This window comes from Paenibacillus puerhi, from assembly GCF_009846885.1.
GTDB lineage: Bacteria > Bacillota > Bacilli > Paenibacillales > NBRC-103111 > Paenibacillus_G > Paenibacillus_G puerhi.
Genome location: NZ_WUWM01000038.1, coordinates 1 through 24,502, shown reverse-complemented (window position 1 = coordinate 24,502; position 24,502 = coordinate 1). Strand labels below are relative to the sequence as shown.

At 55.0% G+C, this 24,502-nt stretch carries 25 protein-coding genes and 1 pseudogene; 20 read left to right on the top strand and 6 right to left on the bottom strand.

Annotated features, from left to right (window positions below; all coding sequences use genetic code 11):
- The first annotated feature begins 237 nt into the window (after nucleotides 1-237).
- From GSF01_RS25505 to GSF01_RS25460, 10 genes are all read left to right on the top strand, one after another.
- A complete protein-coding gene (locus GSF01_RS25505; protein ID WP_159888093.1) occupies nucleotides 238-654 on the top strand; it encodes a CBS domain-containing protein in 417 nt (138 codons plus the stop codon).
- 59 nt (nucleotides 655-713) lie between these two features.
- Nucleotides 714-1,016: a MazG-like family protein gene (locus GSF01_RS25500; RefSeq protein WP_159888123.1), complete on the top strand. Its 303-nt coding sequence runs from the start codon at nucleotides 714-716 to the stop codon at nucleotides 1,014-1,016.
- 5 nt (nucleotides 1,017-1,021) lie between these two features.
- Nucleotides 1,022-1,954 (top strand): DUF2232 domain-containing protein, encoded by a 933-nt coding sequence (locus GSF01_RS25495; protein WP_159888092.1) that lies wholly within the window; start codon nucleotides 1,022-1,024, stop codon nucleotides 1,952-1,954.
- A gap of 54 nt (nucleotides 1,955-2,008) precedes the next feature.
- The gene (locus GSF01_RS25490; protein WP_159888091.1) at nucleotides 2,009-3,970 is read left to right on the top strand and encodes a DHH family phosphoesterase; all 1,962 of its coding nucleotides are present in this window, start codon (nucleotides 2,009-2,011) and stop codon (nucleotides 3,968-3,970) included.
- Nucleotides 3,967-4,410: a 50S ribosomal protein L9 gene (gene rplI / locus GSF01_RS25485; RefSeq protein WP_159888090.1), complete on the top strand. Its 444-nt coding sequence runs from the start codon at nucleotides 3,967-3,969 to the stop codon at nucleotides 4,408-4,410. The genes GSF01_RS25490 and rplI overlap by 4 nt, the downstream gene beginning before the upstream one ends.
- Nucleotides 4,411-4,688: 278 nt before the next feature.
- Nucleotides 4,689-6,041 carry a replicative DNA helicase gene (gene dnaB, locus GSF01_RS25480; RefSeq protein ID WP_159888089.1) on the top strand — a complete coding sequence of 451 codons (1,353 nt, stop codon included), beginning with the start codon at nucleotides 4,689-4,691 and terminating at the stop codon, nucleotides 6,039-6,041.
- A 156-nt stretch (nucleotides 6,042-6,197) separates the two neighbouring features.
- A complete protein-coding gene (locus GSF01_RS25475) occupies nucleotides 6,198-6,737 on the top strand; it encodes a sigma-70 family RNA polymerase sigma factor (protein ID WP_159888088.1) in 540 nt (179 codons plus the stop codon).
- A complete protein-coding gene (locus GSF01_RS25470; protein WP_159888087.1) occupies nucleotides 6,727-8,091 on the top strand; it encodes a DUF4179 domain-containing protein in 1,365 nt (454 codons plus the stop codon). Before GSF01_RS25475 ends, GSF01_RS25470 begins: the two co-directional genes overlap by 11 nt.
- Nucleotides 8,092-8,349: 258 nt before the next feature.
- The gene (locus GSF01_RS25465) at nucleotides 8,350-9,633 is read left to right on the top strand and encodes an adenylosuccinate synthase (protein WP_159888086.1); all 1,284 of its coding nucleotides are present in this window, start codon (nucleotides 8,350-8,352) and stop codon (nucleotides 9,631-9,633) included.
- 135 nt (nucleotides 9,634-9,768) lie between these two features.
- Nucleotides 9,769-10,473, top strand: a complete 705-nt coding sequence (locus GSF01_RS25460; protein ID WP_159888085.1) for a hypothetical protein — start codon at nucleotides 9,769-9,771, stop codon at nucleotides 10,471-10,473.
- A gap of 56 nt (nucleotides 10,474-10,529) precedes the next feature.
- On the opposite strand, the gene GSF01_RS25455 is transcribed toward GSF01_RS25460, so the two are convergent.
- A complete protein-coding gene (locus GSF01_RS25455; protein ID WP_159888084.1) occupies nucleotides 10,530-10,790 on the bottom strand; it encodes a hypothetical protein in 261 nt (86 codons plus the stop codon).
- 362 nt (nucleotides 10,791-11,152) lie between these two features.
- Between GSF01_RS25455 and GSF01_RS25450 the strand changes: the two genes are divergently transcribed.
- The 6 genes from GSF01_RS25450 (at nucleotide 11,153) to GSF01_RS25425 (ending at nucleotide 18,455) form a co-directional block, all read left to right on the top strand.
- A complete protein-coding gene (locus tag GSF01_RS25450) occupies nucleotides 11,153-12,724 on the top strand; it encodes a M23 family metallopeptidase (protein WP_159888083.1) in 1,572 nt (523 codons plus the stop codon).
- A gap of 160 nt (nucleotides 12,725-12,884) precedes the next feature.
- On the top strand, nucleotides 12,885-13,622 hold the full coding sequence (yycF, locus tag GSF01_RS25445) for a response regulator YycF (RefSeq protein ID WP_159888082.1): 738 nt from the start codon (nucleotides 12,885-12,887) through the stop codon (nucleotides 13,620-13,622).
- Nucleotides 13,623-13,646: 24 nt separating this feature from the next.
- A complete protein-coding gene (gene walK / locus GSF01_RS25440) occupies nucleotides 13,647-15,500 on the top strand; it encodes a cell wall metabolism sensor histidine kinase WalK (protein WP_159888081.1) in 1,854 nt (617 codons plus the stop codon).
- The gene (locus GSF01_RS25435) at nucleotides 15,497-16,786 is read left to right on the top strand and encodes a YycH family regulatory protein (RefSeq protein ID WP_159888080.1); all 1,290 of its coding nucleotides are present in this window, start codon (nucleotides 15,497-15,499) and stop codon (nucleotides 16,784-16,786) included. The genes walK and GSF01_RS25435 overlap by 4 nt, the downstream gene beginning before the upstream one ends.
- A 34-nt stretch (nucleotides 16,787-16,820) precedes the next feature.
- Entirely contained in the window at nucleotides 16,821-17,567 is a 747-nt protein-coding gene (gene yycI / locus GSF01_RS25430) for a two-component system regulatory protein YycI (protein WP_159888079.1), read from the top strand.
- An 84-nt stretch (nucleotides 17,568-17,651) separates the two neighbouring features.
- Nucleotides 17,652-18,455, top strand: coding sequence for an MBL fold metallo-hydrolase (locus GSF01_RS25425; protein ID WP_159888078.1), 804 nt, complete (start codon nucleotides 17,652-17,654; stop codon nucleotides 18,453-18,455).
- 21 nt (nucleotides 18,456-18,476) lie between these two features.
- On the opposite strand, the gene GSF01_RS25420 is transcribed toward GSF01_RS25425, so the two are convergent.
- Complete coding sequence (locus GSF01_RS25420; RefSeq protein WP_159888077.1) at nucleotides 18,477-18,764, bottom strand: hypothetical protein; 288 nt, start codon at nucleotides 18,762-18,764, stop codon at nucleotides 18,477-18,479.
- A gap of 180 nt (nucleotides 18,765-18,944) precedes the next feature.
- Here GSF01_RS25420 and GSF01_RS25415 point away from each other — a divergent pair, with 180 nt between their 5' ends.
- The 4 genes from GSF01_RS25415 to GSF01_RS25400 all read left to right on the top strand — a co-directional run bounded on the left by GSF01_RS25415 (nucleotide 18,945) and on the right by GSF01_RS25400 (nucleotide 21,571).
- The gene (locus tag GSF01_RS25415) at nucleotides 18,945-20,222 is read left to right on the top strand and encodes a S1C family serine protease (RefSeq protein WP_235941734.1); all 1,278 of its coding nucleotides are present in this window, start codon (nucleotides 18,945-18,947) and stop codon (nucleotides 20,220-20,222) included.
- Nucleotides 20,223-20,373: 151 nt separating this feature from the next.
- Complete coding sequence (locus tag GSF01_RS25410; RefSeq protein WP_159888076.1) at nucleotides 20,374-20,541, top strand: CxxH/CxxC protein; 168 nt, start codon at nucleotides 20,374-20,376, stop codon at nucleotides 20,539-20,541.
- A 104-nt stretch (nucleotides 20,542-20,645) separates the two neighbouring features.
- Entirely contained in the window at nucleotides 20,646-21,125 is a 480-nt protein-coding gene (rlmH, locus tag GSF01_RS25405; RefSeq protein ID WP_159888075.1) for a 23S rRNA (pseudouridine(1915)-N(3))-methyltransferase RlmH, read from the top strand.
- Between the two features lie 74 nt (nucleotides 21,126-21,199).
- Nucleotides 21,200-21,571, top strand: coding sequence for a winged helix-turn-helix transcriptional regulator (locus GSF01_RS25400; protein ID WP_159888074.1), 372 nt, complete (start codon nucleotides 21,200-21,202; stop codon nucleotides 21,569-21,571).
- 54 nt (nucleotides 21,572-21,625) lie between these two features.
- Here GSF01_RS25400 and GSF01_RS25395 read toward each other — a convergent pair whose 3' ends face one another.
- The 4 genes and pseudogenes from GSF01_RS25395 to GSF01_RS25380 all read right to left on the bottom strand — a co-directional run.
- Nucleotides 21,626-22,696, bottom strand: coding sequence for an SDR family oxidoreductase (locus GSF01_RS25395; protein WP_159888073.1), 1,071 nt, complete (start codon nucleotides 22,694-22,696; stop codon nucleotides 21,626-21,628).
- A gap of 301 nt (nucleotides 22,697-22,997) precedes the next feature.
- Nucleotides 22,998-23,741, bottom strand: a complete 744-nt coding sequence (locus GSF01_RS25390; protein ID WP_159888072.1) for an SDR family oxidoreductase — start codon at nucleotides 23,739-23,741, stop codon at nucleotides 22,998-23,000.
- Between the two features lie 25 nt (nucleotides 23,742-23,766).
- Nucleotides 23,767-24,069, bottom strand: coding sequence for a Dabb family protein (locus tag GSF01_RS25385; protein ID WP_159888071.1), 303 nt, complete (start codon nucleotides 24,067-24,069; stop codon nucleotides 23,767-23,769).
- A gap of 30 nt (nucleotides 24,070-24,099) precedes the next feature.
- Nucleotides 24,100-24,375: pseudogene (locus tag GSF01_RS25380) on the bottom strand (NADPH-dependent FMN reductase); the annotation flags it as partial.
- Nucleotides 24,376-24,502: the final 127 nt, after the last annotated feature.

Genomic DNA, 24,502 nt, shown 5'->3' with positions numbered 1-24,502 from the left:
TTGCGGCTGGCTGGAGCCATGCGAAAAGGGAAGGGGGATTCCCCCTCATTCCAACAAACGGACTTCTGGCAGATGAAAGAAATACCGTGCCTACAGTTTTTCAATAAGGGCCTGAACGTGATATAGTGGAAGGGGTGTATTCATCGCGCTTTTATACTTGAAAAGAGGTTGTTCGCGAAGTCGGGGCGGATCATGCCGACTTGTCGAACTGGCAATTGAAGAAAGGTTGGGGGTTCCTTGAATATCGCTTTTTTCTTAGTACCTAAGGATCAGGTTATTTATTTATCACCGCATTCGACGATCAGACAGGCGCTTGAACGGATGGAATATCACCGCTATTCGGCGGTCCCCTTGGTCGACGATCAAGGCCGGTACGCGGGGACGATTACGGAAGGCGATCTGCTGTGGAAGCTGAAGCGCTCGCCGGAGATCGGCTTTGAGCACGCGCACAAGGTACAGCTGAAGGATGTGCCGCAGCATATGGCGATCAAGCCGGTGCGCATCGACCAGCAGATGCAGGATCTGATCACGCTCGCTACGCGGCAAAACTATGTACCCGTCATCGATGACAGCGAAGTATTTATCGGCATTATTCGGCGTAGTGATATTATTGATTATTGCTTCAAGCTCTGGCAGTCCGAACAAAAAATATAGCAATTGTGGTATACTATTTGAAAGTGCCCGACGTAAGGGGTGAAGCCGTTTTGTCATTCATGGATAAGGATATCGACCTGGCCAAGCGGGCCAAAATCATCGAATGGCTGAAGACGGAATTGGTTGATCAACTGGCTCATCTGCTTAAAGGCATATGGGAAGGAAGCCATCATAAAATGATGGATGGGCTCGCAAGTCTTGTGGCATGCTGCTATATTCTTGGCAGACGGCTCGGCATCTCTCTGCGAAGTCTGGATGAAGCGGTGATGGAGAAAATGAAAAAACATCGCGAAGAAGGCCATCAGCTCGAAGAATGGTATGGCGATATATCCGCGTTAGAAGATCACTTGCGTAAGAGGTGAAGGGCTTGCAGGAAACGCAGAAGCCGCGAATGCTCGTATGGAGCATTGTTTATATGTTAACCTTGTTATCGTTTTTCTTGCCGCCGTTAATGCTGATCACGATGTTTTTCCTGCTTGTGCCGGTATTGGTGATGTATGTGCGGCTTGGAACTAAGGCGTTTCTCATTCATTATCTGGCGTGTTTGGCCATCGTGTACGTGCTTGTCTCCTCGTTGCTGGCGGGCTGGGTCGGTGCGCTGCTGGTGGCGGTGTCCTTATTCCTGCTGCCGCCGGTCATTCAGATGGGCAACCTGTACAAAAAACGCGCCCCGGCCAGAAACGTATTGACGGCCGGCTCCGTCACGCTGCTTGCAGAGCTGCTGATCAGTCTGGTGATCGCCCAATTGCTCGGCCTGAATCCGATAAGTAAAATCAAGGCTTTCATGATCGAATCGTTCAATATGTATTCGCCGCAGATGAGAAGTCTGATCGGCATCGATGTCGATACGCTCGTTCAGCTCTCGGTCCAGATGCTTCCGCTGTACATGATCGTGTTTTCCATCGTGTATACGGTGATATCGCATACGATCGCCAGACGCTTTCTGGTGCGGGCGGGCGAGTCGATTCCGGCCTTCCGGGCTGTGAAGGATTGGATGCTGCCGAAATCGTTCATCTGGATTTATGTCATTGCGCTTGTTCTGGAAATGTTCGCGAGGGACACCAAGTCGACGGTGTTCACGCTTGTCCTGAACCTGCTGCCGCTGCTGAGTACAGCTTTTGCGATTCAAGCGATTTCATTGCTTTTCTTCGTGGCCCATGCCAAAAGGTGGAACAAGACGCTGCCGATTATCGGCATTGTGCTGCTGCTCGTTTTCCCGCCGGCTTTTTTTCTGCTTAGTTTGGTTGGGGTATTCGATGTGGCATTTCCCGTCCGGGACCGCATCAAGAGCAAGGAATAGGTCTAGACCCTGGAGTTGGAACCTGCGCAATTCTGCAAGATTGGAGCGAATGAAATGCCGAAGTTCTTATTGAAACGATGGCGCGGCTTGCACATGTACTGGATGTTCGGCCTGCTATTCGCGTTGATCCTGATCTTGTCCTACTTTGAGTGGCGGATCGGAGTGGCCGCCCTTGCCCTGTCCGGAGTGCTGGTGTTTCTCTTATACCGGGCGGAACTGGAGTTTCGGCGCAGTCTGACCGACTATGTGAGCACGCTCACGCTTCGGGTTAAGAAAGCCGGCAGCGAGGCGATGCACGATCTGCCGATTGGTATTGTTTTGTTCAATGAGGAGAAAGCAATCGAATGGCATAACCCGTTCGTGGCCCGCATGTTCGATAAAGACACGTTGATCGGCGAGCCGCTGCTGGAGCATTTCCCCGGTCTCAAGAACCGCAAGGAGAAGGAGCTGCGCGTGGAAATCACGCAAGGCGAGCACATTTATGAGATTCAGGTGAAGCCGGAGGAACGTCTTCTCTTCATCTCGGATTTGACCGCGCTGCGCACGCTGCAAGCCCAGGCCAGCGAAGAGCAGATCGCGATGGGCATCGTGATGATGGATAATCTGGACGAAGCGACGCAGGGATTGGACGATCAGTCGCGCAGCATCATGATGGCCAAGGTTACCGGCGAGATCACGGAGTGGGCGCAGAAATACGATCTTTACATGCGGAGAACGGCCTCAGACCGTTATTTCCTTGTTATGAATCATAAGAGTCTCAAGCTGCTGGAGCAGTCCAGATTCGAAATATTGGATGAGGTTCGCGACATTACCATCGAGAACAAGCTGCCGATGACGCTCAGCATCGGGATCGCTGCCGGAACGTCCTCGCTGCCGGAGCTTGGGCACTGGGCACAGACGAGTCTGGACATGGCGCTGGGCCGGGGCGGCGATCAGACGGCCGTCAAGATGGGAGAGCGGCTTTCCTTCTACGGAGGGCGCTCCAATGCGATCGAGAAGCGTACGCGGGTGAGGGCCCGCGTGATCTCGCATGCGCTGCGGGACTTGATCCGAGACAGCGACAATGTGCTGATCATGGGACACAAGCTGCCGGACATGGACTCCATCGGAGCGGCCATCGGGGTGCTGAAGATGGCGCATGTCAGCGGCAAGGAAGGCTATATCGTCATCGAAGGCATCAACCCGGCGATTCAGAAGCTGATGGAGGCCATCCAGGAGGATGAACGGCTGAACCGCTGGTTCATTACTCCGGATCAGGCGATTCAGGTCACGAGCTCACGCTCGCTTGTGGTCGTTGTCGATACGCACCGGGCTCCGATGACGAGCGAGCCGCGGCTGCTGCAGATGACCCACCGGAGAGTCATCATCGACCATCACCGCCGCAGCGAGGATTTCATTCATGACGCCACTTTGGTCTATATGGAGCCTTATGCTTCTTCAACGTGCGAGCTGGTGACGGAGCTGCTGCCTTACTTCAACGACCGGTTGACGATGGGCGTATTGGAGGCGACGACGCTGCTGGCCGGTATCGTGGTCGATACGCGAAGCTTCAGCTTGAGGACCGGGGCCAGGACGTTCGAGGCTGCCTCTTACTTGCGCCGCAACGGGGCGGACTCATCCTTAATCCAGCGTCTGTTGAAGGAAGATCTGGATCAGTACATCAAGAAATCCGAAATTATCAAGAATGCCGTTATCATCTTCGATCATATCGCCTTGGCCGTTGCAGAGCCAGGACGCAAATATTCTCAGTTGAACATTGCGCAGGTAGCTGATACATTGTTAACTATGACAGGGATCATGGCTTCGTTTGCCATCAGCGAGCGCAATGATGGCCTTATCGGCATCAGCGCCCGGTCTCTCGGGCAGATGAATGTGCAGGTCGTGATGGAACGGATGGGCGGCGGCGGTCACCTGACCAATGCCGCGACACAGCTGGAGGGCACGGTAGCGGAGGCTACGCAGCGCCTGAAGCAAGTATTGAATCAGATTCATGCCGAGGAGGGACTGTTCGAATGAAGGTCATTTTTTTGAAAGATGTGAAGGGTCAAGGCAAAAAGGGTGAGATTAAGGAAGTATCCGAAGGCTACGCGACGAACTTCCTGTTTAAGCAGAAGCTGGCTTCGCCCGCTAACGAATCGGCAGTCAAGGTGCTCGATCAGCAGAAGAAGGCGGAAGACCGCAAAAAAGCCGAGGAGAAGGCTGATGCCGAACAGCTCGGCCGCCGGATCGCAGAGCTGACGGTACAGCTGAAAGCAAAGTCGGGAACGGACGGACGTTTGTTCGGCGCGGTATCGAATAAGCAGGTAGCCGAAGGCTTGGAGAAGCTCGGCATCAAGGTGGATAAGCGTAAGATCGTCATGGACGATGCGATCCGCACGTTAGGTGTGACGGAAGTGGTGGTCAAGCTGCATCCGGAGGTTACAGCTAAGCTGAAGGTGCAAGTCACGGAAGAATAGGGCAGATCAGGGCGGCTTGCCAGGCAAGAGGAAGCCATGTCCTGGAGACGGAGAAAGACGTCTGCCCAAGAGAAAGGGAGCCGGTGCGATGGAGGCGCCGGTTCTTTGGCAAGGCCAAACACGCAAGTATTATTTTATCGAGCAGGCTCCGAACAGGGGCTTTTCTTTATTTAGAAGGCGGACGGACTGAGGAGCGGCTAGGGCAGCCGTCCGCCCGGCCCTCATATCGATAATCGTAGGCAGGGAGAGAGCGAGGAACCGGGGGGGAACGAACACGTATGAACGAGAACTTGTTTATGGATCGCGTACCGCCGCAAAATCTGGAAGCCGAGCAGGCGGTGCTCGGGGCGATATTGCTCGATGGGGACGCATTGGTCACCGCAATGGAGCGGATTACGGATGAAGATTTCTATCGCGGGGCGCACAAGCATATTTTTGAAGCGATGATTGAAATTGCCGAGGCCAACGAGCCGGTCGATCTGATCACGCTGACGGCAAGGCTGCAGGACAAGCAGCAGCTTGAAGAGGTGGGCGGAATCTCGTATTTATCCCAGCTCGCCAATGCGGTGCCTACTGCAGCCAACGTGGATTATTACGCGCAGATTGTCGAAGAGAAGTCGATGCTGCGGCGTCTCATTCGCGCGGCTACCCAGATCGTCTCCAACGGCTATGCCGGCGAGGACGAGGTGGGCACCCTGCTCAGCGATGCCGAGGCGCGGATTATGGAAATATCCCAGGCACGCTCAGGCTCGGGCTTTATCGCTATCCGCGACGTGCTGATGGAAGTATTCGAGAAGGTCGAGATGCTCTTCAACCAGAAGGGGAGCACGACCGGGATCAAGTCGGGCTTCTCGGATCTGGATAAGATGACGTCCGGCTTCCAGCGCTCCGACTTGATTATCGTGGCTGCCCGTCCTTCCGTAGGGAAGACGGCGTTCGCGCTGAACATCGCCCAGAACATCGGGGTGAGGGAGAAGGAAACGGTAGCCATCTTCTCGCTAGAGATGGGCGCCGCACAGCTGGTCCAGCGGATGATCTGCGCCGAGGCGAATGTCGATGCGGGACGGATGCGGACCGGGTTCCTGGAGCCGGACGATTGGGAGAAGCTGACGATGGCGATCGGTTCTTTGTCGGAGGCCAACATCTATATCGATGATTCGCCGTCGGTGACGGTGGCCGATATCCGCGCGAAGTGCCGGAGGCTGAAGAAAGAGAAGGGGCTTGGCATGATCCTGATCGACTATCTGCAGCTGATCCATGGGCGCGGCAAGGGCGATAACCGGCAGCAGGAGGTTTCCGAGATCTCGCGTACGCTCAAGCAGATCGCCCGTGAGCTGGACGTGCCGGTCATCGCGCTCTCGCAGCTTAGCCGGGGCGTCGAGCAGCGGCAGGATAAGCGCCCGATGATGTCCGACCTTCGGGAGTCGGGATCGATCGAGCAGGATGCCGATATCGTGGCGTTCCTCTATCGGGACGACTACTACGATAAGGAATCGGAGAAGAAGAACATCATCGAGATTATTATCGCCAAGCAGCGGAATGGCCCGGTCGGTACGGTCGAGCTGGCGTTTCTGAAAAATTTCAACAAGTTCGTCGGACTCGACCGGACGCATCAAGAGCCGGCGAGCTAGGCGCTCCCGAGTGTAGGGGGCGGCACGCCGCCAACCAAGTTACGATAAACCAACAGCCCTGACCAAGATCATGGGCTGTTTTTTTGCCTTGCGAACCTTTCCGTCTGGCCGCGCATCTAATCCATATTCAAGTTACATCAAGAGGAGGGAACCCGATTGCAGCTCGAAGACGACGTCAAGCTTGCCCGGCAAGGAGACCGCGAAGCGTTCACGCGCCTGATCCACAGGCTGGAGAACGGTCTCTACGGAGTGGCAAGATCCATGGTGACGCGTGATGAGGATTGCGCCGATGCGATCCAGGAAACGATCCTGAAGGCCTATCGCGGGATATCCGCCTTGAAGGAGCCGGCCTACTTCAAAACCTGGCTGTTCCGTATACTGATCAACGAGTGCAACCTGATTCTGAGGAAGAGGAAACGCACGATTCCGACGGAATCGCTGCCCGGCAAGCTGGATGCTCCGGGGGCTTCGCATGCATATGACCGAATCGATCTCCGGGCGGTGGTGGACCGGCTGGAGGAGACGCTTCGGGTCGTGGTTACGCTGCATTACTTCGAAGACATGCCGCTAAAGCAAATAGCCCAGGTGCTGGACACTCCGGAAGGGACCGTCAAATCTAGGCTTCATCGGGCCCGTCTGCTGCTTGCCCAGTGGCTGGAGCTTCCTGCGGAAAGGATGATGAACTGTGAAAGTTGAGCCTACCGACGCGCCTTGGGAAGAACGTCTTCAGCAGGTCAAACATGAACCGAGTGCGCCTCTGCCCGCCCTGCTCCGCGAGCGTATCGACACAACGTTGTCAGAGCTTCCTCCGTTCAAGCGGCGCAGACGATGGCTGCCGCGAGCCGCTGTAGGGGCGGCGGCAGCAGCGCTCGTGGGCATCGGCGTGCTCGGGTCGGGATTTGTTTCCCCCGATATGGCGGCTGCGCTGAGGCAGTTACCGCTTCTGACCTCGGTGTTTCAGTTCGCAGGAGACTTCGGCTTACGGGCGGCCGACGAGAAGGGGATGGTGACCGAGGTTCATCAGACCGCGACCGATCAAGGCATATCGTTGAAAATCACGGAGGCGATGTATGACGGAGTCCGTCTATCGATCGGTTATTTCCAGGAATCAGCCAGAGGCATTCAGGAGCTAAGCGGTCCGGGTCTCGAATTTGAAGTGAACGGAACATCCTACGAGGGGGCTTGGAGTGCGACAGGAAGCTACGTGGACGCGCAGACGTATGCGGGGGTGCTGACCCTGACCCCGGGGCAGGAGCTGCCGGACCGATTTACCTTTGGATTGAAGGTTTATCAGATCGGCGAGCTCAAGGGCATGTGGTCCTTCGAATTCCCCGTACGCAAGATGGCTTCCACCAATAAAGTGGTCATGCCGATGGCTGTCAAGACGGCAGGGGATGTGACCATGACCGTGAAGCGGATCACCTTCACCCCCGGCTCCACAGAGCTGGAAGTAGCATATAAGGCTCCTCTGCAGACGTTCCAGGCCGGCCAGTTGATTCAATTTCAGATGATCGACGATCAGGGCGTATTTCTGGAGCAGCGCGGAGGGAGCGGGTCCGGGAAGCGGGAAGGGGAGCTTGAGATCTCGGAATGGAAGCAGCAGTTCGGCCCGGCGCAGCGTATACCGGACTATGTGACCGTTCGCCCCTACATCGACGGACTGGGCGTCAGCGGCGGCCTGCTGCCCGAGACGCGGGTGCCGCTGGACCGTCTGCCGAGCGAGGAGGAGCCGCTGATTCTCTCCCAGGGAGCCGCCGGTCGCCTGCTGGTGACGAAGGTCGAGCGTTTATCGGATAAGACCTTGGTGCATTATCAGGCGGAGGGCGCTTCGCCTCATCTGCAGGGCACGTCTTTATGGCTAGAGGATGAAGCGGGACGCAAGCATCTGCTGCTGGATAGAAGCACGAAAGTCATCGATCCTCATACGTATAAATGGGTTCGGGAATTCCCCGCCTTCGAGGCCGGCGAGTCGCTGACGCTTGTAACCCGGCAAATGGAGCAGCCTAGCTATGAACGGGATCTGGAATTCGTCATCCCGATTCAGCCGTAATCGCGGGTGCAAAAGCGGGGAGGAAAGAGGCGTGATAAGGTGGGTGACCAGAGGCCAATATGCGGACTCCGATAAGGGGTCCGCTCTTTTTGTCGAAATTTCAGCTATTTAATGAATGTATTCCGAACAATGAATGATTATCACTGGAAATTGTTCGTCTTTATTGACTTTGCTACCCGCGACTGCTAAACTAGTCATGTTAAAAGCGCCTATAGGGCAAATCAATGGGTGGTTTCCACCTCGCGGGGGTAGTGCGAAATGTCAACGGTAGTAGTTGTCGGAACCCAATGGGGAGACGAAGGAAAAGGAAAGATTACCGATTTTCTGGCGGAGTCCGCAGAGGTTGTAGCGCGTTATCAAGGTGGTAATAATGCAGGGCATACGATTCTTATCAATGACAAGAAATATAAGCTGACGATGATTCCATCCGGTATTTTCTACCAAGACAAGGTTTGTGTGATCGGGAACGGCATGGTTATTAATCCGGGCGCATTGCTGGAAGAAATTCAATATATTCACGACAACGGCTTCAGCTCGGATAACCTGAAGATCAGCGACAGGGCGCATGTGATCATGCCGTACCATCTTCTGCTTGACGGGCTTGAGGAGGAGCGCAAGGGCGATAACAAGATCGGAACGACCCGCAAGGGAATAGGTCCCTGCTATATGGACAAAGCGGCACGCAACGGCATTCGGATCGCCGATCTGCTGGACGCGGAGGAATTCGAACGCAAGGTGCGCCATATCGTGGCTGAGAAGAACGTGATGATCGAGCAGGTATACGGCTCCAAGGGGCTGGATGCGGATTCCATCCTCACGGAATACCTCGGATACGCCGAACGCATCCGCAAGTATGTCGCCGATACGTCGGTCGTGCTGAACGATCTGATCGATGAGGGCAGGAAGGTATTGTTTGAAGGCGCCCAAGGCGTGATGCTCGACATCGACCAAGGCACCTATCCTTACGTTACCTCCTCCAATCCATCGGCTGGCGGCGTGTGCATCGGCTCGGGCGTCGGACCGGCGAAGATACAGCAGGTCATCGGTGTGGCCAAATCGTACACGACGCGTGTCGGAGACGGTCCGTTCCCGACCGAGCAGTTGAATGAGACCGGCGACTGGATCCGGGAGCGCGGCCATGAATACGGCACCGTGACCGGGCGTCCCCGCCGTGTAGGCTGGTTCGACAGCGTGGTTGTGCGCCATGCCCGCCGTGTCAGCGGAATTACAGGGTTGTCCCTCAACTCGCTGGACGTGCTTGCCGGCCTCGAGACGGTTAAGATCTGCACGTCCTACAAGTATCGCGGCGAGGTTATCGAGCACTATCCGGCGAGCCTGAAGATGCTGGCCGAATGCGAAGCGGTCTATGAGGAGCTGCCGGGCTGGAGCGAGGATCTGAGCGGCGTCCGCAGTCTGGAGGAGCTTCCGGCGAACGCCCGCCGTTACCTGGACAGGGTGTCGGAGCTGACCGGTATCCCGATCGCTATCTTCTCGGTCGGGCGCAACCGCGAGCAGACCAATCTGGTAAAGCCGATTTATTAATCAATGGAATTCTATATCGAAGGAGCGGGCCCCTGGGTTCGCTTCTTTTTTCTTGCTTCCTTCGGTTGATTTCCCAGAAAAAGGTCAATACTGAACGTAACGGCTACCGAGGGCAGGAAGGGGAGATGAACGGAAGTGAGAGGATTAAAATGGCTGGCAAAGCTTGCGGTGAGTGCGCTAGTGACCGCGGGCTGCTGTGTGGCATTTACGTTTATGGCGGTGAATACGTATGTGGATCTGATTCTGGAGCAGCTGCATATCGAACGTCCGGCGTCGGCCAAGATCGAATGGGGGCCATTCGTAAGCCGCTTGGCCGGAGGAATCGGGCCTGTGGCTGATGCCGCTCGGGGTGGCCGGGACATGGCCGAAGGAGGCTCCGGCTCCGGTACTGATAAGAAACAGGAGCTGGCTGTCGCTGCTAACGGGACGCCTGATTCCACGAAAGCGGGGACGGGCTCCCATCAAAAGGACGCCGCTGGCAAGCCGCCGGCGGCGCAAAGCGACCCTTATCGGGTCCCGGAGGACGCCGTTGCCGTATGGAGCCGCCAGACGGGGCAGAGCGGAACAGCGGCAACGACAGATGCAGCCGAGGAGGAACGGCGCGTCGTCGTGTCGGGGGAAGACTTCGCGAAGAAGAAGGATCAGCTGTCCGATCAGGCGAAGGGAAAGATTTTCTCGACGCTCGTGTCCCGAGTGCCGCCGGAGGATATGCAGCATATCTCCCGACTGATGGAGGACGGTTTGACCGCAGCGGAGATGAAGGAAGTGGAGAATATCCTGCAAAAGCATCTGAAGCCCGAAGAATACCGCGACTTGCTCGCCATCATAGAAACGCCCTGAAGCGCAGTCTTGACGCTTCAGGGCGTTTTGTTGCGGGCTGGACAGCCGCTTGCAGCTTACAGTTTACCGCCCCAGTGGGCGATGGTATCCTCCGCTTGCCGGCGTCTGGAGGATTCCACCACGACCTGCAGACGGTTCAGCGGGGCGGAGTGCTCCAGGGCTCCAGCCTGCAGGGAGTGAGGCTGCCCATCCATAAAGCCGTTGTCCGGAGAATCGGCGGCCGCCGTCTTGATATCGACCGCTCCCTGCTCCCGGAGAGCCGCGGCCGCAAGCTCCAAATCGCTTTGATTGTCAAAATATGCTGTTAAGTTTTCCATCGCTTCCCTTCACGCTCCTGCCACGTTTTTTAATCAGAGTGTGGTATAATATACAATTTTGTTGAAATAAGTAGAGACAATGTGGTAAATTTATTAAGGCTATAAATTTAGCATCATGGTTATTGTCCCAATTTTAGGTGTTTTTATGTGCAGGTCGTGAGCAACCCGGGTTGCAGCAGATGCGGCGGATGTTCCGTTGCGAGTTGCAGCTTTGAGCGTTCTGCGTACAGTTCCCAAGAGTCGGCATCTCGGATATCGCTCGCAGAGCAAGGGATACGGCGCTCGACGCTAGCAGCGTCAGAGGCTATTGGCAAGTGTCGACAGGTCGAATGCGGCAAAAAACGGCTTAAAAGGAGAAAAACATGACAGTATTCAACAAGGGAAAGGATCGGTTCAGAAGCCTATTGGACAAGCTGCGTTCCATAGGTTCAGGAGATCGGTCAAACAGCTTGACTGAACACTCCAGGACAGAATCCAATGATCACAAGGAAGAACACGGTAACGCGACGATTGTGGAGCGCATCCGTCAACATAAATGGTTGTTCGGGAAGTCGGCTGCCGCTTTCGGTTTAATGATCGCCGTGGTGTGGAGCGGCCATCATTATGTACAGGCGAGCATGGTGGATTATTACCAGGTCATCGTCAATGGCGAGGAGATCGGGATTGTAGCGAATCCGGCCAAGATCGAGCAATTCAAGCAGGAGAAGCGCAGCGAGCTATCCAAAGGCACTTCCGATGTCAGAGTTGTCGTTATGGAGCCCCGGATCGAATTAAAGCATGAAAAGGCTTTCAACGAGCAGACGGATGATCAGGCTGTCCTGGATCGGCTGGGCGGTTTTTTCAGCACGTATCCGGTAGGGGTAGAGCTGCTGGTAGACGGCAAGCCGATGGGCGTTCTTAAGGATGAGGCAGCGGTGCAAACGATGCTCGAGCAGATGAAAGCGAACGCGGTAGCCTCTCTCGGCAAGAAGAAGGAATCGGGCAAGGTAGGTATTCTGTCTGTTGCGTCCGCCAAGGAAACTCCGGTATCTACGGAGCTATTGAAGGCTGATTTCGTGCAGCAGGTCGAGATGAAGGAGATTCGCATTAAGGAAGAAGACTTGATGGAGCCGGAGGATCTCCAGAAGAAGCTGGAGACGGGCAATATCGCTCCTACGAAGTATACGGTGGAGGAAGGCGACTGCGTATCCTGCATCGCGAAAAAACTGGATATCCCGAAGCAGGTCATCTATCAAAACAACCCGTCGGTTACTAACGATATGATCAAGGTCGGGCAGCAGCTTGACCTGACGGTTCTGCAGCCGGCGCTGGCCGTCCGTACGGTAGAGAAGGTCGTCGAGAATCAGGAGATTCAGCATGATACGGAATACGTGCAGGACGATACGATGCGCCTCGGTGTGACGCAGACGCTCACGAACGGCAAGAATGGACTCAAGACGGTCACGTTCCAGCTGACCAAGGTGAATGGAATGCTGGAAGAAGAAACGGTGCTGAACGAGAACATCGTGAATCAGCCGGTGAAGGCCGTGATTAAGCGCGGGACCAAAGTTATTAAAGGAGAGGGTACGGGCAAGTTTGCTTGGCCTGTGCTGTCTGCCAATATTTCAAGTACGTTCGGCACCCGCTGGGGCGCTTTCCATAAGGGCATCGATATTACGGGCAACAAGAACATCATGGCGGCAGATAACGGCAAGGTGATCGCGGCCGGCTCGAAGAGCGATTACGGCAATTATATCATTATCGATCATCTGAACGGATATACGACGTTATACGGACATCTGAGCAAGATTTTGACGACCAAGGGCGCTATCGTGGAGAAAGGCGAGAAGATCGGGATTATGGGCAGCACCGGAGATTCTACCGGCGTGCATCTGCACTTCGAGATACGGAGCAACGATTCCCCGCAGAATCCTCTAAAGTTTCTTAACCGCTGATAGATCCGTTCAAACCACTTGGAAGGAATAAAAAGATAGAGACATGGAAGCCGCAGGAAATGCGGGGTCCATGTCTCTTTTTGCATGAGAATATGGTAAAATAAATAGAATGAACCTGGAATTGCAAGAGACTGTTAGAGACAGGCGGGTGGGACGTACCATGGCAAAAATATTAGTGGTAGACGACGAACAACCGATTGCCGATATATTGAAGTTTAACCTGGAGAAGGAGGGCCATGAGGTTATCCTCGCCTATGACGGCGGAACGGCGGTCGATCTGGCGTACTCGGAGAGCCCGGACCTCATCCTGCTCGATCTGATGCTGCCTGTCAAGGACGGGATGGACGTGTGCCGGGAGGTAAGAGCCAAGCTGAACACGCCGATCATCATGCTCACGGCCAAGGATAATGAGATCGACAAGGTGCTCGGGCTTGAGCTGGGAGCGGATGATTATGTGACCAAGCCGTTCGGAACGCGGGAGCTGCTGGCCCGGGTAAAGGCCCATCTGCGCAGACAGCAGAAAACGGCCTCGGCTGTTGGAGGCGGGACGGGCGGGGCTGAGGAGACGGCGCGCCAGGGCTTGCGTATTCAAAGTCTGTTTATCGATACGGACATGTACGTGGTCTATAAGGACGGAGCGCCGCTGGACTTGACCCATCGCGAGTTCGAGCTGGTGCAGTACCTGGCTCGCCATAGCGGCAAGGTTATGACTCGCGAGCATTTGCTTCAGGCGGTATGGGGCTTCGAGTACTTCGGCGATGTGCGGACGGTCGATGTGACGATCCGCCGGCTGCGGGAGAAGCTGGAGGATGATCCGAGCCGGCCGGAGTATATCATTACCCGCAGGGGTCTCGGGTACATGATGCGGAATGCGAAGAATGGCGCAGGCGGGTACTAGCGTGAACGGGCGGTGCTGCGGACGATGAGAAACATCCGTTTTTTTCAATCCATTCAGGCCAAGCTGATCATTATTTATCTGCTGATGATCATGATTGCGATGCAGCTGATCGCCGTTTATTTTACCCAGACGCTGGAGGCTTCGCTGAAGAGGGATTTCATCGACAATATGAACAGCACGGCCATGCTGCTGGCCCAGTACGCGGAAAATTACCTGGTCGAGAATCAGAGCCAGGATGCCGTCAAGGGCAGCGGAAGCGAGCGTGAACCGAAGCGGACTTATGCAGACTTGAATCAGGTGGTCAACAGCCTGTTCGCCAGCATGCAGGCCGAGATTCAGGTCATCGATGCCAACGGGCTTGTCGTGACGACCTCGCTGGAAACGAATAAGTCGGTTATCGGCAGCAAAAACACGCAGACGGAAGTCACCCGGGCGCTGCAGGGCATCAAGGAGAACCAGCGTACCTTTACCGATGCGGGCGGGGTACGGAAGCTGGTGATCGCGAAGCCTGTCGGGTCAGGGACGAAATATATCGGGGCAGTTTACATCGTCTCCTCGATGGAAGACGTCTACATTACGCTGAACCGGATCAACCGGTTCTTTATTACAGGAACGCTGATCGCGCTGGCTATGACGGCTGTGCTGGGAGTCATGCTGTCGGCGACGATCACGAATCCGATCAAGGCGCTGACCAAGCAGGCCGGCCGGGTGGCCGAGGGACGGTTCGACGAGAAGGTGCTCATCATGGGACAGGATGAGCTCGGGCAGCTGGGGCAAGCGTTCAACTTCATGATGGAACGGCTCCAGGAGGCGCTTACTCTGAATGAAGAAGAGAAGGAGAAGCTGGCTTCGATATTGGCCAATATGAACGATGGGCTAATCGCCTCCGACGATAACGGACGGGTCATTTTGATCAATAGGCGGGCCAAGCAGCTCTTGAAGGTCAATGAGGATACGACGTTCGGCATGCCGCTCGCCGAGCTGCTCGGGATTACGCCGGATATTGCCCGCCAGCTGGAGGCTAGCGAGGATCATACGACTCTGCTGCAATACTCGCATGAGGAGGAGGATCCGCTCTCCGTGCGGGTTACGTATACGACGCTCCACAGCAAGGGCCGGGGAGCGGCAGGCACGATCGCGGTGCTGCAGGATGTGACGGGCCAGGAGAAGCTGGAGCAGTCGCGGAGGGAGTTCGTAGCCAATGTCTCGCATGAGCTGCGGACGCCGCTCACGACGATCAAGAGTTACCTGGAGGCGCTTGAGGATGGGGCGCTTGAGGATCCGCAGCTTGCCGGCAAATTCGTCGGAGTCGCCCACAACGAAACGGAGCGGATGATCCGCCTGGTGAACGATCTGCTGCAGCTCTCCAGGCTGGATTCGCGACGGGTGACTATTGCCAAAGATAAGACGGATGTGACGGAGATGCTGGAGGAGGTAGCGGACCGTTTCTCGTTCCAGCTGGAGCAGCGCCGTATCGCGATTGACGTGGAAGTGGAGCCTGGCGTACGCAGCATCCTGCTTGACCGCGACCGGATCGATCAGGTGCTGGACAACCTGGTATCCAACGCGATCAAGTATACGCCAGAGGGCGGTCATATCGTCATTCATGGGGGCTGTCCGGATGAGGCCAGGCTGGAAGTGTCGGTACAGGATGACGGGATCGGAATACCGCGCAAGGATTTATCCCGCATCTTCGAGCGCTTTTACCGCGTGGATAAGGCTCGTTCTCGGTCGATGGGGGGCACAGGGCTTGGGTTATCGATTGCCCGGGAAATAGTCAAAGCGCATGGAGGATCTATCCAATTGGAGTCAGAGCTCGGTCAAGGGACCAAGGTGACGTTTACGCTCCCTTACCACCATGAGGAGGCAGTCCTATGATGGAGAAGCTGAAGACGGTTGCCCTGACGCTGCTCGTCCTGCTGAGCCTGCTGCAAAGCTATCTGCTGTCCTACAGCTATCCGCAGCCGGAGCAGCCGGCCATGGAGGCCGAGTATGTAAAGACGGAGATGTTCGGCTCCCAGGCTTCGCTGGATGACATGCTGTTCCCGGACCAGCTCGTCGTGCATCTGGGCAATCAGCAGCACACGGTGCTGTATCCGCTCGACCGGCAATATACGGAGATTATGAACACGGTCAAGCAGCGGAATATGGACGGGCTGCGCAAGAACAGCGCAGTCGCGCTCGGCATCGACTGGGACGAGGTGCGGGCCAAGCGTCCAGGCCTTGAAGTCCGCTTCCGGGACGGACTTCCCCTTCAGGTGTTGAAGCGGATTATTCAGCTCAAGGAAGATGTGCCGATGGAGAATGATGTCATCACGCGAATCTGGATTTTTGCCCAGACCGATAATGAGGTGCGGACGATTCTGTTCACCGATACGGCCAACGTGGTGTATGAGGTCACCAAGGCGGATTACACGACTAAGGACATTGAGGAGCGTTTCGTCGGGGCGGTCGGCACGCATATTCCATACAAATTATTCCAATCGGATATTTATATCCCGCAGAAGCCTTTCCCGATGAATGCCTACACGATGGGATATTCACAGCTGACGGTAGACCAGCTGAAGCGTACCTTCTTCGTCGATCCGGCCCTGACGCGGAATCTGACGGAACGGGACGGCTCAGAGATCTATACGGACTCCAAGCGGGGGCTGCAGTTAAAAAACGGGCAGCACTGGATGACCTACTCGGACCCGGTCGCGCCGGCGACGGATACGCGGATCGACTATCTCGGCGGGCTCCTGACCGCCGTCTCGTTCATTAACCAGCATGGCGGCTGGAATGGCACTTATGGGGTACAGCGGGTGCCTGAGCGTTTCCTGCCGGGCAGTCAGGCGTATGTATTCCGGCAATATTATGGCTCGTTCCCTGTTATCAATCCACGTGATGAAAACATCGGGTTTATGAAGGTTACGCTGCAGAAGGATATCGTCTCCGGTTATGAACGGTCGACGGTCTCGCTGGATTCGCGCAATCTGTCGCGCCAGGACGCCTTGCTGGCGGGAGGCGAGGTGCTTGATGCGCTGCTGCAGCCGTACAAGGATAAATCGCAGATCGTTTCGCTGTTCCCGGCGTACCGTCCGGTGATTAGCGAAAAGACATTCGAGCTGATGCCGATGTGGGCGGTCGAGCTGTACAACGGCGAATACGAGTTTTTAGAATAGAGGCGGCGGACTCGCCGGGGAAGGGGAAAGGCGGATGGATTGGGGCCGGGCCAAGACAATTTTGATACTATCCTTCCTGCTGCTGAATGTTATTCTGGCGGTGCAGCTCGGGTCGAGCCGGTCCGATCTGCTGAACGACTTCGGCACGAGTCCGGAAGCCCAGGCGAAGGAAGAGCTGCAGCGGCTGATGAAGCTGAACAATATCCAGCTTCCTTCGGATATTCCGAAGGAGACGCCGAAGCTTCGGGAGATTGTCGTCATATTCGACGAACGTTCCAATCCGGATAAGGCGATGACGCTTGCCACTCCGTTCAAATTCGACCCGCTGATCATCAAGGGTACTTTCAAGGATATGCTGGCGAAGACGGGGATCCCCAACACGGAATCGTACCAGTTCGATCCGATCGGCAGCCGGAGCGGTTCGTATGTGTTTCACCAGCTCTACGGCTCGCTCCCGATGTTCGAGGTGCAGCTGGAGCTGCTGGAGAAGGACGGTATCGTCACCTCGTACAAGCAGGGGTATGTGGAGGTGCAGTCCGAGGGCGTGCAGAAGGAGCAGAGCGTCATCTCGCCGTATATCGTACTGGCGAGCCTGATCGAGAACTATTTGCCCCCCGGCTCGGTCATTACCGGAGTGCGTCTCGGGTATCACGGGCAGGTGTACAATTCGCAGACGATGTATATGGTGCCATCCTGGCGCGTGTCGGTTAGCGGAGGCGATCCCTACTTTATCCATGCGATCAACGGTGCGGTGGAGGCCCCGCAGAATAAAAGACCTTAGCCGCTCTCAAGCGGCATAAGGCGTGCAACAGATCTTATTTCAATAGAGTTTACTAGTGCAAGCAGATTAGGAGAACAGAACAACATGGGCATACAATTTACCATACTCGGAAGCGGCTCTACGGGCAATGCGACCGTCGTCGCGACAGAAGAGGGCAAGGTGCTGATCGATGCGGGGCTTAGCGCCAAGAAGGTCGAGCAGCTGCTCAAGGAGCGCGATATGTCGCTCTCGGAGATCGATGCCATCCTGATCACTCATGAGCATGCCGATCATATCAAGGGGCTGGGGGCGATCGCGCGCAAGTACGACTTGCCAGTCTACGCCAATGAGAAAACCTGGGAAGCGCTGGAGCGCCACATCGGGGAGATCGCCGAGTCGAACAAGTGCGTCATGCAGACCGGAGAGGTACGCGAGTTCGGCTCCTTGCAGGTGGAATCCTACGGCATCTCGCATGATGCGGCGGAGCCGGTAGGCTACTGCTTCTATCATGAGGAGCAGAAGCTGAGCGTGGCTACCGATCTCGGCTATATGAGCTCCAAGGTGAAGGAGAAGGTGCGCGACAGCGATGTGCTCGTGCTCGAATCGAATCACGATATCGACATGCTGCGCGTGGGGCGCTATCCCTGGAACATCAAGCGCCGCATCTTGAGCGACGTCGGCCATTTATCCAATGAGGCGGCGGGAGAAGCGATGCTGGACATCGTCTCCGAGCGCACGAAGCGCGTATATTTGGCTCACTTGAGCCGGGACCATAATTTGATGGATTTGGCCAGGCTTACGGTGAATAACATCATAGAAGACCGACTGGAGGAGGACGACCACCGCGCGAAGCTGATGGATACGTACCACGACCGGGCTACCGCCTGGGACCGGCTGGGCGAGGAATAGACCGGGCGCGCGCCCGGTTCCTTACGTAGGCTTAGCCGTCGTTGTCGTTGTTGTGGTTGGTGTAGATGTAGGTGTCGGTGCAGATGCAGATGCAGATGTATCACTGTGGCTCCATTCGGCGGCGTCCAGCTGCTCGAGCAGGCGGGCTTTGTCGGCGATCTCTTGCATGGACAGCAGCCCCTTCTCCTGCATCAGCTCCAGCATGGCCGTCAACAGCAGGGTACAGCGGTATTGATGATCCTGCAGGTCGGCAAGCTTGCCGATCCAGGCGATCTCGTCGAGATGGGAATGCATGCGGTTCGTGGACATGGGAATCATCCTTCCTTCCGGCTTTGCGGAACGGTATGCTTTTATTCTAGTCGGATTCGGCGCCATCTATTCCTATATTTTTTAGTTTCGGAGATTCGTAGTTTTCGGTTAAAATGAGGGTAACCAATACAACAGGCACGAGTCGCTTGGTGACAGGCGCCGTACAAGGGGGCAGCGGCGGTGAGTTTATTTGATGACGATTTCTATTCGACAAAAATGTCCCCGAGGGAAGCATGGCGTCTTCCGGCACGCGGACCGCTTGGTCTCGGGAATCTGCCGCGTTGGGCGATTCCAGCCGCCGGCGGCGCGCTCTTGATCGCCACGCTCCTGGCCGTATGCAGCGTCGGCATGTCTGCCGATCCCCAGCAGGAGGCGGTAGCTGCGATAGCCCGCCCTTCTTCGGGGCAGGGCTCAGGAGGCAGCGGCGGTCCAGGACCTTATGGGCTGCCGGGAGCCGCTTCCTCAGGCGCTGGCGAGAGGCAGATGAGCGACACCGTCGTAGGCGCGGCCGCCCAGGTATGGCCTGCGGTAGTCAGCATTCTGGGCACCGGCATGGAAGGGGAGAAATCGTCATCATCCCGACCCGATGCGATGGGGCTGGGCTCCGGTGTTATTTTCTCCCGGATGGAGGATAAGGTAAGGATCGTCACGAATAACCATGTGGTTGAGGGGTTCAATCAGCTGGATGTGATCACGCTGACGGGCGAACGCCGCAAGGCTACCCTGCTCGGACGCGATCAGATAACCGATCTGGCGGTGCTTGAGATTGACGGCAGCGGGATCAAGCAGATCGCGGAATTCGGCGACTCGGATGCGCTTCAGCCTGGCGAGACGGCTATCGCCGTCGGTAACCCGCTGGGCGTAGGCTTCGCCCCTACGGTGACGAAGGGCATTATTAGCTGGCCCAAGCAGACGATTCCGGTAACGCTAGGCCGTGAAGGCGAGCTGGACTGGGAGATGGAGGTCATCCAGACCGATGCGGCCATTAATCACGGAAACAGCGGAGGCGCGCTCGTCAACCTGGACGGCAAAGTCGTCGGGATCAATACGCTCAAGGTCGCCGGCTCGGGCGTAGAGGGACTGGGCTTCGCGATCCCGATCAATCAGGCGAAGCCGATCATCGAGTCGCTGATCAAGGAGCAGAAGATCAAGCGACCGTATATCGGCGTAGTCACGCAGAACCTGCAGGGGCTCAAGGGGATCGAGGATCTGAAGCTGCCGAAGGACGTGAGGCAGGGTATTCTGATTGTCGAGGCAACGGGACCGGCTAAGGACGCGGGGTTGAAGGGGAGCGACGTGATCGTCGAGCTGGATGGCAAGCCGGTGGACAGCACCCTGTCACTGCGCAAGTATATCTACAATGCCAAGAAGATCGGCGACAAGCTGGCGATTACGTTTTACCGGGCAGGGAAGAAGCAGACGGTGAATGTGACGCTGGAGGAGCTGAAGGACCGCTGAGGATTGGGACTCAAGTCTGAGTTGTGGGACGTGGCTCATTAGGGTAAACTAGAAAGGCGCCATATGGCAGCAGCCGGTGTGTGAGGGTACTTCGCACGTCGGTCAAAGTCTGCACAGGAGCGAATAGGTTTGGAAAAAAGGGGTCTCGTTTATGTATGTAGTTTGTAAAGAGCACTTGGAATTGGCAATCGATATGTTCGTCGACGAATATGAGGAAGCGCCGGATATCGTCGATCTGGAGCAGGTTACATTCAGCGACTGGACGCCTCCGTCTACTTGCGAACGGTGTAAGGAAGCGGGACGGTTTCTGGTTGTATAATAGGCAAGCGGGAGAGAGGGTCGGGGACGGCCTTCTTTTTTGTTGAGACCACGATGTTGCACGTGGAACTATTTGGGATTTTATTGAAAAGGAGATAAGCGCCAATGCACATACAGATCGTCGCCGTCGGCAAATTGAAGGAATCCTATCTCGTGCAGGGTATCGCCGAGTATGCCAAGCGGCTTGGCCCCTATGCCAAGCTGCAGCTGGTTGAGGTGCCCGACGAGCGGGCACCCGAATCCATGAGCGCCGCGGAGGAGGCGCAGGTGAAGCAGCGGGAGGGCGAGCGCCTGCTCAGCCATCTGCGCAGCGATGCCTTCGTCGTCGCGCTCGCCATCGACGGCCGCCCGCTGTCCAGCGAGGAGCTGTCGCGGCAGCTGCAGGACCTGGCCACCTATGGGCGCAGCCATGTGGCCTTCGTGATCGGCGGCTCGCTGGGGCTCGCCCCCGAGGTCCTGGCGCGCGCGGACCTGAAGCTGTCGTTCGGGCGGATGACGCTGCCGCATCAGTTGATGCGGTTAGTGCTGGTGGAGCAGGTTTATCGGGCGTTTAAGATTATGAGGGGGGAACCGTATCATAAGTAGGGCGAAGCAGCAGCGAGAATAAGAAAGTATTCGAGTGCAAGAGAACAAATGAAGTGCAGGGGGTAGTTCAGATTATGCAGGAGCCCGATAAAATTTATAACACTGCGGTCGAAGCCACTCTTGAAGTGATCGGAGGCAAGTGGAAGCCGGTTATTTTGTTTCATCTCACGTTCGGAAAAAGGCGTAATGGCGAATTGAAGCGCCTGATGCCTGCCATAACGCAAAAAGTGCTGACTCAGCAACTAGGTGAACTAGTAGATGATGGAATCGTATACCGTATTTCTTATAATCAAGTGCCGCCGAAAGTCGAATATGAGCTGACGGTCTATGGCTGGAGCCTGAAAGAAATCCTTCATCTTATGTGCAGATGGGGCGATACGCATATTGAAAAGGTATACGGCGATAGGGGAATCGTGTTGTTCGAACCGCCGCAATCGGACGAATGAGATAAAAAACCGGTCCCTGGATATAGGAGCCGGTATGACGAGTTTACCCTTAAGTTATGGAATTACCTTACGCTGGCGGAATTGTTCAAAGATGTTCATAAACATCTTTTCCGTATCGACGAAATCATGGAAGCCGAAACGGCGAGATTTCGAGCTATCGGAGAAAAAGTCGTAATCCCAAGAGAACACGAAGTCCCCGAACCGCCAGGAAGAAACGTCCTTATAACTATTCCGCATTAAATCATATTTCTCCACCATAGAGTTCCATAGCGCTTCCTTGTCAGCCATGACTACCTCTAAAGACATCGGTAACGGAGGGGCGGTCTCGAGTTCGAAAAATGAAGCGATCTTCGGCCAAAGCTCGTTCCATCTGAACAAGTCGCCGTTCGTAATGTTAAATGCCTGATTTGCGCAGCGTTCATCGGTCGCCGCCCAGACTGTTGCGCGAGCCAGCAAGTTAGCATCGGTCATTTCAAGCAGGCTGTTATAAGCGCCAGGCTTCCCGGGAAAACGAAGCGGCAGGCCAAGCTCCTTGGACATGGAAGCATAAATAGCGATAACCATTGCGAGGTTCATCGGGTTACCCAATGCAAACCCGCTAACGACTGACGGGCGAAGGGCCGACCAGGTCCATCCGGTTCCTGGCTGACGTTGTTCAAGGAATTGCTGTTGGTCGATATTGAACTCGGGAGGCATATGGTTGGCATCCGTCTCCCGTGCCGGCGTTTTGAATGGGCCGAGATGTGCGCCGTATACTTTGTAGCCTTGCATCAGACTGATATGCGCAAGGTTTGGGGCAATCGGTTCGATCACATTGACCACGTTTACAAGCATGGCTAAGTTGGGCGGAACCAGTTCGGCCCATGTAGGGCGATCTTGATAAGCGGCATAGAAGATATGTGTGACTGTGGTTAGATTGCCTAGTTTCGCTAAGGTATCCTCTTCGTTAAGTAGGTCTGCCGCCACATATCGTAACCGGCCGGCATCCTCACCGCCACGTCGTGAAACGCCAATGATATTCCATTCGGGGAGCGTTATCAGATAGTCGATGAGATTTCGTCCGATCACTCCGTTAGCTCCAACGACAAGAGCAGTTTTATTTACTTTCATTTCATCTGGTTCCATAAAACATTCCTCCTCTTTTACCGTTAGTATGAGCTGGAGGAGAACTGGAGAAAAGTACGCACTTTGAACTCATATAGTTACTTGAAAGTAACATTTGGGACATGAGGGACATATTTTTGGGAAACACGCAGCTTTTTCGCCGTTATGACAGTTAAGCTGAACCCTATCACAAGTAGGGCGAATTTTTTAGGATTTAGGCGCAGATAGCGACTGTAAAACATGCTAGAGCTATTATTGCTGAAAACAAATAGCCCCTACAGCGGTTTAACCGCGAAGGGGCTGATGAAGTTCTTCCTGTAAGTTAAATAAAACCGCCATTGGCGCGAAGTGTTTGCCCCGTCACCCACTGCGATTCTTCGCTCGCAAGAAAGAGGACGACAGCTGCAATGTCTTCGGTTTCCCCGAGACGGCCGAATGCGTTCATCTTGGCAAGCCCTTGGATTTGTTCCGGCGTTTTGCCGACCGTAAAGAGCTCGGTATTGACAGGACCGGGCGCTACGGCATTAATCGTGATATTTCTCTTTCCAAGCTCTTTTGCCAATTGACGTTTGAATTGTTCGACGGCTCCTTTGGAGCCAGCATACAGACTATAGGCTGGGAACATTTGGCCCGTCACAGAAGTGGAGAAGTTGATGATGCGGCCATTTGATTCTAGATGCTTGGCCGCAAGTTGACATGAAAAGTAGGTCCCTTTGACATTAATCGCAAACAGCTGATCGAAATCCGCTTCCGTAATATCGCCAATAGGTTTGGTAATGACAATTCCTGCATTATTGACAACAATATCAAGCTTTCCAAACGTTTGAAGGGTTTCTTGATAGAGTCTCTCTAACTCGCTCAATCGACTGATGTCGGCCTGAATCGCCGTCGCCTCTCCGCCGTTTCTTTTTATGTCCTGTACGACCTCTGCCGCCTGCTCCGAACGGTTCGCATAATTGATGACCACCTTCGCGCCATGATGTGCTAAATTTTCGGCTATCGTCCTGCCGATTCCTCTGGACGCTCCGGTGATCAAGGCAACTTTGCCGGCAAGCTTCTTATCCATTTCTGCTATCTCCTTTTCTGAGGCGTTAAGCAATTGGGTAATCCATAACGACGATCCCTTCAACAAATGGGCCAATGGATTGCAATAAATTTTGATGCAGGGGGTGCTGATTATAATCCCGGCAAGCCTGCTGATTTTCAAAAGTAACTCGAATGCCCAACGTATAACCCTGCTTATGCTCTACTTCCTCCGTAACGTTAATTCCGGCGCTTATATCGGCAATACCCGGAATCTCATCTTTAAAGGCAAGCACACTCTTCACTACATCTTCTTGTTGGTCAGTTGAAAAATTGGAATTGAGCTTCAACAGTACAATATGCTCGAACATCTATTCTCCCTCCAAGGTTTCTGATTTTAGTTAGCTCTGCAGCTGCTTCAATTGGGATTGTTCCTTCATCCATTTCACGAAATTGTCGGCTACGAGATCAAGGTACTGTATCGTAGGTTCGTCCGTCAGTTCGCCCTTCTCATTGATCTTTTCATGAACCAGGCCGATGTACGCTTCATTTCCAGGCAAAAGCGGCGAGGAGATACCGGAAGAGAACAGAATGTCTCGCAGATGGCCCTGCGCTTTGACAGATCCCAACAATCCCATGGAAGATCCCACGATCCACGAAGGCTTCCCGATCATGACGTAAGCGTCTAACAAGAAGGTGTATTCCAACTCAGTCTAGATTTTGAGACAATTCCGTTAGAGTAGTCGTTGGAGTTTTTCGACTCTACTCGAAAAACTCTAATGGGAGTGTGTCCAATTGCAAACT